Source organism: Alienimonas sp. DA493 (assembly GCF_043951915.1).
Taxonomy (GTDB): Bacteria; Planctomycetota; Planctomycetia; order Planctomycetales; family Planctomycetaceae; genus Alienimonas.
Genome location: NZ_JBINJD010000007.1, coordinates 58,583 through 69,596, shown reverse-complemented (window position 1 = coordinate 69,596; position 11,014 = coordinate 58,583). Strand labels below are relative to the sequence as shown.

Sequence of the window (11,014 nt, the reverse complement as noted above, 5' to 3'; positions counted from 1 at the left end):
CTCTGCCGCCGCTTCGGCTTCGCCGGGGCGGCGGCGGGGGCGCGGTCGAAGGCGAGGCGGCTCAGGTCCAGCCGCGTCTCCGCGGGCGGGTCGGCGGTGTCGGCGCTCATGGGAACGAGGGTCAAATTGAGGAAACGGCGGGCGGGGAGGACGAGCCCCCCGCCCGAACAACGCCGGCCGCGATCACTTCCGGACGTACACCTGCCGGGCGACCACGGTGAGGTTGCCGGCGTCGTCCTTCTCCGCCGTCCCGCGGACGACGACCTCGGCGAGTTCGTCCACGCCCAGCAGCGCCTTGGCGCCCTCGGCGACCAACTCGCCGTTCTCGTCGACCAGCTTCACCGTGGCGGAGTTCGCCGGCACCTTGTCCTGCTGGCAGCAGTAGTCCCAAGGGGTCGGGCAGCCCTCGTCGGCGGCGCAGTAGGGCACCTTCGGGTCGACGATCGTGAAGGCCGCCAGCCCGTCCACGAACGGGGCCCGGTCGCCGCCGATCAGGCCGACGACGGTCACCTCGTCGCCGTCCTCGGCGGAGGCTTTCACCTCCCCCACCCCTTTCGCCCCCTCGGGCTCGGCCGGGGCGAGGTAGGCGGCGTTTTGCACGGTCGGGGCGGCGGCGTCCGTCACGGTCGCGTCGCCGTCCGGGGCGCCGCAGCCGACGGCGAGGCCGGCCACGGCCAGCAGACCGAGGGCGGCGGCGTGCTTACGAAAAGTCTTCATCGGACAGTCTCCTGAGGGGAGGAATGGAAGCCGCACGCGGCGGCGGGGGAGCGGGCCGGCCTCCGGGCCGACCCGGGAAGGTCTGGGAATTCGGGGGGTCAAATCGCTTTGAGGCTCTCCGCGATCGGGCGCCGCAGGGCCTTGAGGGCGGGCGGGACGGCCCCGGCGGCGCCGAGCAGCAGGCCGACGCCGCAGCCGATCAGCAGCGTCGCCCCGTCCACCCGCAGGGCGAACGCCCCCATCGTGAACCGGACGCTCAGCCCGTTGATCAGCAGCAGCGCCGCCGTCCCCGCCAGCAGCGAGGCGGCGGCGGCCAGCACGAGCCCCTCCTGCACGAGGCTCAGCAGCACCGCCCGCCGGCGGAATCCGATCGCCCGCAGGGCGGCGATCTCCCGGGTCCGGCCGGCGACGGCCCCGTACATCATGTTCAGCCCGGCGAACGCCCCGGCGCCGGCGACCAGCGCCACCACCGCCCACGCCAGAATCCGCACCGGCTTGTAGTGCGTCTGCATCGCCCCGTAGTACGCGGTCTCCGCGACCGAGGTGATCTCGAGGTCCTTCCGCTGCTTGGCGAACAGGTCGACCTCGCCGGCGGAGCCGTCCGGGGCGAGCGTGAGCGCGACCAGTCCGAGGTCCTGCCGCTTCAGGGCGGATTGCAGGTCCGGCAGCCGGCACCACAGTTCGGACTCGAACGCCGAACCCCCGGCGGAAAAGGTGCCGCTGACGGTCCAGTCGCGGTTCTCGAACCGCACCGTCGACCCCGGTTTCAGGGCTTCGTCGGGCACGCCGAGTTTGGCGTGGGCCAGCCGGCCCGCGAGCACTTCGCCCGGCCCCGGCCAGCCGCCGGCGGTGATGCGGACGGCCCGGCGGACCATCGCGGCGGACGGCGTGACCCCCCGGACGAGGCCCAGCGAGGCCGTCTCCGTCCCCCCGACCCGGGTGCCGAAGTAGAGCTCCGGCGAGACGTAGGCCACGCCGGACCGCTGCCGGATGCCGCTCAGGCTGGCCTCCAGCACGCCGGCGGTGCGGGCCGGGACGCTGGAGTTTTCGACGTTCTCCTCCGCCCCCAGCGAATAGACGAGCACCACGTCCGGGTCGCCGCTGACGGCCAGCGACGTTTCCAGTCCGCGGATGAAGCCCACCACGACCAGCATCAGCAGCACCACGGTCGCCAGCGCGACGAGCGTCAGCAGGCTCCGCACCGGCCGCCGGGCCAGGTTGCGGATGCCGTAGTCCCACGGGAGCAGGCGGAGCGTCATTGAGCCGGTCGGAACGAACGAGGGGGGGGTAACTGATTCGATTGCGAAAAGGGCGGAGCAGCGGAGCGGGACCGAGCGGTCCCGCCCCGGCGCTCCCGGCCGGTCAGCGGGTCGGCTTCTCCGTGAACACCCCGCTCGGCCCCGCGAGGCGTTTCGGCGTCTTGCCGATCGACTCCATCGCCTCCCACAGCCACTTGGGCGACAGCTTCACGCCGTCCTTGGGCAGCACGGTGACCGTCTTCTTCTGAACGTCGCAGCGGACGCCGGCGATCGCGTCGACGGGCTTCAGCTTGCCCTCGATCCGCTTCACGCAGCCGCCGCACATCTCGCCGACGGTGATGACCGTCGCCGTAGACGCCGGTTTTTCCGCCGCGACGGCCGGGTCCGCGGTCGGAGCGACGGCGGCGAGGGCGACGGCGGTCAGTACGGCGAACCCACGCAGCGCGGCGGTCCGGTCGGTCGGAGCTTGAGAATGACGCATGGTCTGAGTCCTTTCAGGACGGGGGAAAAGGAGCCGGCACGCACCGCGTGCGGCCGACGGGAGAGGGCGGGCCGCGCCGTCGCGGAGCCTCGCGGCTCTGCGGGAACGGTCGCGCCGCCCGGAGATTCGGACGCCCCGCGGGGGGACGGCCGAGATAGACCGCCGGCCAAAGGCGCGACGGCATGAAGATCGCGGGGGGATCACGCCCGAGAGCGGGCGGATCGCACGAACCCCGGGAGGGCCGCTAGTTCAGCAGCGAAGACAGTACGAGGCGCAGCCCCATCCCGCCGGGCGCCGATCGTGCGACGCCGTCGTCGTCCGCAGGGGCCCGATCCGAATTTAGGGACAGGGGCCGTGATTCGACGAGGGGGCCGACTGAAATGCACCAACACGACGCCGTCGGCGCCTCGACCGCGTCCTGCAGCACGGCGCCGCCGCAAATGCCTTGGCACCGACAGTCGCCGTCACACGGCGGGGACTCGTGCTCGCCGCCGTGCGGTTGCGGGCAGCAGTGGCAGCGCCTCGCATCGGCGTCCGCCCCGTCCGAGCCGCACGATCCCGCCGCACAGCGGAACGGGCAGATCGTCAGCGCCAGCAGGACGGCGGCGGTGACGAACGTTCGGAACATTGACCACGGGTGCGGGGGGCGGCGGAAGAGAGCCTAGTTCGAGGATCGTCGTCCGGCAAGACGAATCGCCGCGTCTGAATCGCCGTCCCGTCACCGGCGTGCGTCGTACCGAAGCTTTAAATTACCCTGCCGCGCTCCGGGAGCGGGGCGGCCCATCCGGACGGCCGTCGTGTCGGAGAGGCAGAGAGAAGGGATCGCCCCGCCCCGCCCCGCCCCGAGCCTTCCGAGCGAAACGAGTTCGTTCAGCCAGCCGGTTCCGGTCTATGCTGCGCTCGCCGGGCAGCCCGCGTCGAATCCCGCGTCGAATTGAGGGGCGGCGAGACCCAGTAGCTAACGAAAAACTCCGTCCCGCCCGGGCCCCGGGCGGGACGGGGATTCTGTTCTAGATCGCATCTAGTCAGTCTCCGACGCGGCCCTTCGGCCCGTCGATCGCCTCGCTCGCCTGCCGCCGGGACAGTTCCTCCGCGGCGCCGGGACAGCTTGTCCGCGGTGATGTGTCCAAACCGCCGCCGCAATTCCTCCGTCAGCTCGACTCCCGCTCGCCGGCTCAAGGCGTGTGGGCCTCTCACCTACTTGTCCTTGTCGGTGTGGAGCACGACCTCCGCGACCGATCGCGGCACGTCTGTCCGCGGCCGACCTTTTCTCACTGGCGTCGGCGACGTGTCCGTTACTCGTTCGAAAGGCCTCGTCGGACCGACTGGTGCTCGGGCTCCCGACGAACTCTAAGTGGCACCGGGTGACGTCGGCGGCGGGCGGCGTGTTGACAACCCACACGACAGGGACCAAGAATCCGGGCGTGCGTGACGGACTCACCCGGCGGGCGGCGACGCTCGCGTTGATGATCGCCGCGGTCGGGGCCGGGACCCCGACCGTCACGCACTCGCACGTCCTCGCGGCGGCGGCCGAGCGGCAGGGGGCCGAAGAAAGCCCGGCCGAACACGGCCACGACCGCGGGCGCCGCCACGGCGACGCCGCCCACCGGCACGCGGCGGTCGTCGGGCTGTTCGACGTCGAGATCCCGACGCCGGCGGACCGGCCCGCGGACGGGGACGGCGAACCGTTCTCGCTGATCGACGAAGCCCCCCCGGTCGCGGCGGCCCACTGCCCGGCCCCGAACGCCGCCGGGCTGCCGGCGGTCGTGTTGCCGGAACCGCAGAACGTATTGCGGATCGGAGTCACGGACGGGCCGCCGGCGGCGGGGTCCGGGGGCGGTCCGGGCGGCGCGGTGCTGCGGCTGTAGGGGCCGGGGCTCCGGCCGACAGTTCTCGTCTCGCGGGTCGCCGAACGGGCGACGCGGGTCGCTGACGTCGGCCGTTCTCCCGAGGCCCCCGATTCGCCCGGTCCGCGGGCGGTCCGTGCGGGGCCTCGTCCCCCCGGCCGCCCCGACCGCACAACCCCGTGTCCGCTCAAACCGCCAGTACCACAAGCACGATAAGAACCCCCGTGTTCACGCCCCGCCGGCTGGCGGCCGGCGTGGCCCTGCTCGCCGTCGCGGCGGCGGGGGTCGCCCTCGCCACGCCCGCCGGCCGGGCGTGGGCCGCCCGCTGGGTCGCCGCCGAACCCTCGGCCGAGAGCGCCGCCGGCGGGCCGCCGCCCGCCCCGGCGGAGTCGGACGGGCCGAAGATGCTGGAGCTCGGCCCGCAGGCCCGGCAGAACCTCGGGCTGACCGTCGCCCCGGTCCGGGTCGGCACGTACACCCGCACTCTGACGGTCCCCGGCGTCCTGACGGACCGGCCGGGGGTGACGGACCGCGGGGTCACCTCGCCGGCGGTCGGCACGGTGGCGAAGGTCTACGCCTTCCCCGGCGAGACCGTCCCGCCGGGCGGCCGGTTGTTCACCGTGCGGCTGTTCAGCGAGTACCTCCAGCAGTCCCAGAAGGAGCTGTTCCAGGCCGTCCGCGAGCGGGAGATCAACAAGCCCGTGCTGGAACGGGCCCGCCGGCTCGAACAGACGAACGCCGGCACGCGGGCCCGGCGGGAGGAGGCGGAGGGCGTCGAGCGGCGGCTCGAAGGCGTCATCGCCGCCCAGTACCACGACCTGATCACCCGCGGGCTGACGCCGGAGCAGGTCGCCGGCGTCGTCCGCGGCCGGTTCGTCTCAGCCGTCGACGTGTACGCCCCGCCGGCGGAGGCGGAGGACGAACCGAAAGCCGACGCCGCCCCGCCGGCCGACCCCGTCGCGTTCGCCGAGCGGGCCGCGGCGGCGGAGGGCGAACCGGCCGAAGGTCCCGCCGACGGGGCCGCCGGCGGGGGAGCGGACGACGGCGGGTTCCGGTTCGAGGTGCAGTCGCTGGCGGCGGAGCTGGGCCAGCAGGTGCAGGCCGGGCAACTGCTGGCGACGCTCGCGGACCACCGGTCGCTGTACGTCGAGGGGCACGCCTTCAAGCGGGAGGCGGCCGTGCTGGCCCGGGCCGCGGAGCGGAACTGGCCCGTCGACATCGAGTTCGCCGAGGACGAGGCGGCCGACTGGCCGCCGCTGGACCAGACCTTCCGCATCCGGCACCTCGCCAACACGGTCGACCCCGAGAGCCGCACGTTCGACTTCTACGTGCCGCTGGAGAACCAGTCCCGCACCTACGAGCGGGACGGCGAGACGTTCACCCTGTGGCGGTTCCGGCCCGGCCAGCGGGTCCGGCTGCGGGTGCCGGTGGAGGAGTACGACGGCGTGATCACGCTGGCCTCGGAGGCGGTCGTGCGGGAGGGGCCGGAGGCGTTCGTGTTCCAGCAGAACGGCGACCTGTTCCGGCGGCTGCCGGTGCGGGTGCTGCACGAGGACCGCACGCGGACCGTGATCGCCGCCGACGGCAGCGTGCCGAAGTCGGCGTACCTCGCCCAGGGGTCGGCGGCGACGCTGAACCGGGTGCTCAAGGCCCAGGAAGCCGGCGGCGAAATGCCGGGCGTGCACGTGCACGCCGACGGCACCGTCCACGCGAGCCACTGAACAGGACATCCAAATGCTCGACGCCGTCATCCGCTTCGCCCTCCGCAACCGCGTGCTGGTGCTCGCCGTGTGCGTCGCCACGCTCGTCTACGGGGCGCTGCTGGCCGCCCAGATGCCGATCGACGTCTTCCCGGACCTCGACCGCCCGCGGGTGATCCTGCTGACCGAGGCCCGCGGGCTGGCCACCGAGGAGGTGGAGACGCTCGTCACCTACCCCATGGAGATCGCCCTTTTGGGGGCGGCCGGGGTGGAGGACGTCCGCAGCCAGTCGACCGCCGGGCTGAGCGTCGTCTACGTGGAGTTCGGCTGGGATACGGAGATCCGCGACGCCCGCCGGACCGTGCAGGAGCGGCTGGCGACGCTGGCCGGCGCGATGCCCGAGGGCGTCGTGCCGCAGATGACCCCGCCGTCCTCCATCATGGGCCAGATCGTCGTCGCCGGGCTCTCCCGGCAGGCCGGCCCCTGGGGCGGGGAGCTGTACCCGATCGACGGGACGGGCCTGCTGCTCGAAGCCCTGCCGGAGGGGGCGGACGACCGTTTCGTCGTCTGGGAGCCGGCCGACCGCCGCCGGCCGGACGCCTGGACCCGCGTCGCGGACGCCGCCGTCGAGCCGGCGACGGGGCGGCGGGTCGAGCTGGAACGCCTGAGTTCGGTCGGCGGGGCCGCGGACGGGGGCGACCGTGAAGAGGGGACGCCGACGGTCCGCGTGACCTTGGACGGCCGGGACCGGCTGGTGCGGTTGGCCTCCGACGCGGAACGCCGCCGGCAGCTGCGGACGATCGCCGACTGGATCGTCCGCCCCCGGCTCCGCAAGGTGACCGGCGTGGCGGAGGCGTTCGTCCTCGGCGGGGACCGCAAGCAGTACCAGGTCCGCATCGACCCCGCGGCCCTGCTGGAGTACGGCGTCTCGCTGCGGGACGTCGAGGACGCCCTGCACGAGAGCAACATCAACACCAGCGGCGGGTTCGCCGTGACCGGGGAGACCGAGCGGCCGATCCGCGTGCTCGGGCGGCTCGGCCCGCGGCCGGAGCGGGTCGTCGAGGAGCTGGAGACCGTGCCCGTCGGCGAGAACGAACGCCGGCCCGTGCTGCTGGGGCAGGTCGCGGAGGTGGTCGAGGCGGCGGAGTTCAAACGCGGCGACGGCAGCGTGAACGGCCGGCCGGGCGTGGTGTTTACCGTCGTCAAACAGCCGCACGTCGACACCCGCGGGCTCACCGACCGCGTCGAGGCCGCCCTGGCCGACGTGGAGGACACGCTGAAGGCGGACCTCGTCGTGACGCCGGACCTGTTCCAGCTGCGCGGGTTCATCGACCGCGGGGTGTTCAACGTCGGCGAGGCGCTGGCGATCGGGGCCGGGCTGGTCGTCGTCGTCCTGTTCCTGTTCCTGCTGAACGTGCGGACGACCTTCATCACCCTGACGGCGATCCCGCTGTCGCTGGTGATCACCACGCTGGTCTTCCGGCTGATCAGCTGGCTGTCCGGCAGCGAGCTGTCCATCAACGTGATGACCCTCGGCGGGCTCGCCGTGGCGATGGGCGAGCTGGTCGACGACGCGATCGTCGACGTCGAGAACATTTTTCGACGGCTCAAGGAGAACAACGCCCGCGAGAAGCCGCACCCGCCGCTGCGGGTCGTCTACGAGGCGAGCCGGGAGATCCGCGGGGCGATCGTGTTCGGCACGGCGGTGGTGATCCTGGTCTTCCTGCCGCTGTTCGCCCTCGGCGGGGTCGAGGGGCGGCTGTTCGCCCCGCTGGGGGTGGCGTACATCACCTCGATCCTCGCCTCGCTGCTGGTCTCGCTGACCGTCACGCCGGTCCTGTCCTACTACCTGCTGCCGAACGCCCCGGCGACGCACGCGGAGTCGGACGGCCCGCTCCTCCGGCTCCTGAAGGCCCTGACCCGGCCGCTGGTCCGGCTGAGCATGGCGGCCCCGACGACGCTGCTGTTCCTGACCTGGGTCGCCGTGGCCGTCGCCGGCTGGCAGGCCTCGCAGCTGGGCCGGAACTTCCTGCCGGCGTTCGACGAGGGCAGCGTGCAGATCAACGTCACGCTCCCGCCGGGGGCCTCGCTGGACGCCTCCAACGCCGCGGCGGAGCTGATCGACCGCCGGCTGCGGGAGCGGCAGGTCGCCCCCGACCGGCCCGGCGCCCCGATCCGGGCGTTCGTCCGCCGGACCGGCCGGGCGGAGCTGGACGAGCACGCGTCCCCGGTCAACGCCAGCGAGTACATCCTCGCCATGAACCCCGACTCCGAACTGGACCGGGACGAGGCGATCGACGAGCTGCTCGAAGTCCTCCGCGAAGAGGTCCCCGGGGTGGGGATCGAGGTCGAGCAGCCGCTGGCCCACCTGATCAGCCACATGATTTCGGGCGTCTACGCCCAGATCGCGATCAAGGTCTACGGCGAGGACTTGGACACGCTCCAGCGGCTGGCGGAGCGGGTCGAGTCGGAGGTGTCCCAGGTTCCCGGCGTCACCCCGCCCGTCATCGAGCCGGTCCAGATGACCGAGGAGCTGCACGTCCGGCTGCGGCCGGACGACCTGGCTTTCTACGGCCTGACCCGGGCGGAGGTCGCCGGTCTCGTGCAAACGGCCCTGCAGGGGCACGTCGTGTCCGAGGTGCTGGAGGGCTCCCGCCGGTTCGACCTGCTGGTCCGGCTGGAGGAGCGGTCGCGGACGGACTACGCGAACCTCGGGCGGCTCCGCGTCGACCTGCCCGGCGGGCGGGGGCAGGTCGAGCTGCGGGAGCTGGCGGACGTCGAACGCGGCGTCGGCCCGAACGCCGTGAACCGGGAGAACGCCCGCCGGCGGATGGTCGTCCGCTGCAATACGCAGGGCCGCGACCTCGCCTCCGCCGTTGAGGAGATTCGGGCCCGGCTGGACGGCACGCTGGACCTGCCGCCCGGCTACTTCGTGGAGTTCGGGGGCCAGTTCGAGAGCCAGCAGCGGGCCACCCGCACGATCCTGATCCTCGCCGGCGTGGCGACCGTGGGGGTGTTCGCAGTCCTGCTGATCCCGTTCCCGTCGGTGCGGATCGTGCTGCAGATCCTCAACGCCCTGCCGACGGCCTTCATCGGCGGCGTGGCGGCGCTGGTGATCACCGACCAGACGCTCACGGTGGCCAGCCTCGTGGGATTCATCTCGCTGGGCGGGATCGCCGTCCGCAATGGCATCCTGCTGGTCAGCCACTACGTGCACCTGATGTCCGAGGAGGGCCAGCCGTTCACGCAGGAGACGGTGCTCCGGGGCAGCCTCGAGCGGCTCGCCCCGGTGCTGATGACGGCCCTGACGGCCGGCATCGGCCTGATCCCGCTGGTCCTCGGCGGGGACGAGCCCGGCCGCGAGATCCTCTACCCGGTCGCCACCGTGATCCTCGGCGGGCTGACGACCTCGACCTTCTGCGAGTTCCTCGTCCACCCCGGCCTGTTCTGGGGGTTCAGCGGCAAAGACGCCGCCCGCCTCGCCCGCGGCACGGACGAGGACGTCCTGACCGACGCCCCGCACGCCGCCGACGCCGCGAGCCCCGCCTGATTCGACCCGTTCCCCCGCGGCCGGGACGGTCCCGGCCGCACCCTCCGCTGTTCCCCTCAAGGAGTGACCCCGATGAAGTTTCCCATTGCCCCCTGACCGCCCTGACCCTGTCGGCCGCCGTCCTCGGCTGCAGCCCCGACGAACCCGCCGACGAAGCGACCCCCGTCGCCGCCGACGACCACGCGGACGACCACGCCCACGACGGCGACCACGACCACGCCGACGAAGGCCGGGATCACTCCGGCGAGCACGGCCACGGGGCCGGCCCGCACGACGGCACCGTGACCGACTGGGGCGGCGGCAAGTTCCACCCGGAGTTCACAGTCGACCACGACCGACAGCAGGCGACGGTCTACCTGCACGGCCCCGACGAGAAGACCCCGGCCCCGATCGCCGCCGAGTCGGTCCGCCTGACGATCGTCGAGCCGGAGATCGACGTCGAACTGACCGCCGACCCGCAGGAGGGCGACCCGGAGGGTAAGGCGTCCCGGTTCGTCGGGACCGACCCGGGCCTGGGCGTCGTCAGGGAGTACGAGGGCACGATCAGCGGCCTGATCGACGGCACCCCCTACACCGGCGACTTCGCCGAGGTCGCCCACGGCCACGAGGGGGAATGAGCCGGCGGGCAACCGCGGGGCGGTCGGGTTTCGGCCTGTCGACCCGCCCCGCGGCTTCGCCCGCCGTCCGGCCCCCGTCTGCGTTCCCCGTCTGCGTTCCCCGTCTGCGTTCCCCGTCCCAGTTCGCCGTACCGGGTCCCTCCTATGATCGATTCACGACAGCGATCCGAGATCCGGCGGTGGTTTTGGACACGCCGCAGCCCCTCGGAGCGAGTCGGCGTGGCGGTCCGGTTGGCCGTCCGGGCCGCGAACCCGCGGCGGGTCGTGCGAGCCGTCCGCCGTCGGTTTGGTCGGGCCGCCGGTGAGCAAGACGCTCTGCCCGACAATGCGGTCCTCGACGGGGGCGGCGACCGGACGCTCAAGACGGACCGGGTGGTCCTCCGCCCCTTCAGCCCGCGAGACCTCGACCGCCTCGCGTCGCAGATGGGACGGCCCGGGAACGAGCCGTCGCTGCCCCGTTGGCGGGGCGAGGAAATGCTGGCAAAGGAGATTGCGGTGACGTACCTCACGTGGGTGATCTGGCCGCTGCATGACGGCGAACCGCTGGGGATCGTCGGCCTGTCCCTGCTGCAGATCGACGGCCGCCCGGAGCACGAACTCGGCTACCGCGTCTTCCCCCCGGCGGCAGGGCGGGGCCTCGCCACGGAAGCGGCGTCGGCCGTCCTGCGTTTCGCGGAGGAGGAGCTCGGCCTCCGCCGCACGGTCTCGATCGTCGAACCGGCCAACGCCGCGTCGATCCGGATGCTCGAAAAGCTCGGTCTGCGACACGAGCGGGACACCGACTACGGCGGCGTCCCGGTGCGGCTGTACGCGTGCCCGTCAAAGGATGAGACCTGCGATTGA

Annotated in this window: 9 protein-coding genes; 5 read left to right on the top strand and 4 right to left on the bottom strand. The window is 72.9% G+C overall.

The window, feature by feature from the left end; translation table 11 throughout:
• Positions 1 to 183: 183 nt before the first annotated feature.
• The 3 genes from ACG2DA_RS02090 to ACG2DA_RS02080 all read right to left on the bottom strand — a co-directional run bounded on the left by ACG2DA_RS02090 (position 184) and on the right by ACG2DA_RS02080 (position 2,457).
• On the bottom strand, positions 184 to 717 hold the full coding sequence (locus tag ACG2DA_RS02090) for a hypothetical protein (RefSeq protein WP_395253808.1): 534 nt from the start codon (positions 715 to 717) through the stop codon (positions 184 to 186).
• 98 nt (positions 718 to 815) lie between these two features.
• Positions 816 to 1,976, bottom strand: a complete 1,161-nt coding sequence (locus ACG2DA_RS02085) for an ABC transporter permease (protein ID WP_395253807.1) — start codon at positions 1,974 to 1,976, stop codon at positions 816 to 818.
• A gap of 103 nt (positions 1,977 to 2,079) precedes the next feature.
• Positions 2,080 to 2,457 (bottom strand): heavy-metal-associated domain-containing protein, encoded by a 378-nt coding sequence (locus ACG2DA_RS02080; protein ID WP_395253806.1) that lies wholly within the window; start codon positions 2,455 to 2,457, stop codon positions 2,080 to 2,082.
• Between the two features lie 1,424 nt (positions 2,458 to 3,881).
• Between ACG2DA_RS02080 and ACG2DA_RS02075 the strand changes: the two genes are divergently transcribed.
• The 3 genes from ACG2DA_RS02075 (at position 3,882) to ACG2DA_RS02065 (ending at position 9,554) form a co-directional block, all read left to right on the top strand.
• Positions 3,882 to 4,325, top strand: coding sequence for a hypothetical protein (locus ACG2DA_RS02075; protein ID WP_395253805.1), 444 nt, complete (start codon positions 3,882 to 3,884; stop codon positions 4,323 to 4,325).
• Between the two features lie 203 nt (positions 4,326 to 4,528).
• Positions 4,529 to 6,025, top strand: coding sequence for an efflux RND transporter periplasmic adaptor subunit (locus ACG2DA_RS02070; RefSeq protein WP_395253804.1), 1,497 nt, complete (start codon positions 4,529 to 4,531; stop codon positions 6,023 to 6,025).
• A gap of 13 nt (positions 6,026 to 6,038) precedes the next feature.
• The gene (locus ACG2DA_RS02065; protein WP_395253803.1) at positions 6,039 to 9,554 is read left to right on the top strand and encodes an efflux RND transporter permease subunit; all 3,516 of its coding nucleotides are present in this window, start codon (positions 6,039 to 6,041) and stop codon (positions 9,552 to 9,554) included.
• Between the two features lie 56 nt (positions 9,555 to 9,610).
• On the opposite strand, the gene ACG2DA_RS02060 is transcribed toward ACG2DA_RS02065, so the two are convergent.
• Positions 9,611 to 9,826 (bottom strand): hypothetical protein, encoded by a 216-nt coding sequence (locus ACG2DA_RS02060; protein WP_395253802.1) that lies wholly within the window; start codon positions 9,824 to 9,826, stop codon positions 9,611 to 9,613.
• Positions 9,827 to 9,835: 9 nt separating this feature from the next.
• Between ACG2DA_RS02060 and ACG2DA_RS02055 the strand changes: the two genes are divergently transcribed.
• Both ACG2DA_RS02055 and ACG2DA_RS02050 read left to right on the top strand, forming a co-directional pair.
• Positions 9,836 to 10,171 (top strand): hypothetical protein, encoded by a 336-nt coding sequence (locus ACG2DA_RS02055; RefSeq protein WP_395253801.1) that lies wholly within the window; start codon positions 9,836 to 9,838, stop codon positions 10,169 to 10,171.
• A gap of 219 nt (positions 10,172 to 10,390) precedes the next feature.
• The gene (locus ACG2DA_RS02050) at positions 10,391 to 11,014 is read left to right on the top strand and encodes a GNAT family N-acetyltransferase (RefSeq protein WP_395253800.1); all 624 of its coding nucleotides are present in this window, start codon (positions 10,391 to 10,393) and stop codon (positions 11,012 to 11,014) included.

Excerpts from the sequence above, each read along its gene's own strand:
- ACG2DA_RS02085 (WP_395253807.1), bottom strand. The coding sequence starts at position 1,976 with ATGACGCTCCGCCTGCTCCCGTGGGACTACGGCATCCGCAACCTGGCC.
- ACG2DA_RS02080 (WP_395253806.1), bottom strand. The coding sequence starts at position 2,457 with ATGCGTCATTCTCAAGCTCCGACCGACCGGACCGCCGCGCTGCGTGGG.
- ACG2DA_RS02090 (WP_395253808.1), bottom strand. The coding sequence starts at position 717 with ATGAAGACTTTTCGTAAGCACGCCGCCGCCCTCGGTCTGCTGGCCGTG.
- ACG2DA_RS02065 (WP_395253803.1), top strand. The coding sequence starts at position 6,039 with ATGCTCGACGCCGTCATCCGCTTCGCCCTCCGCAACCGCGTGCTGGTG.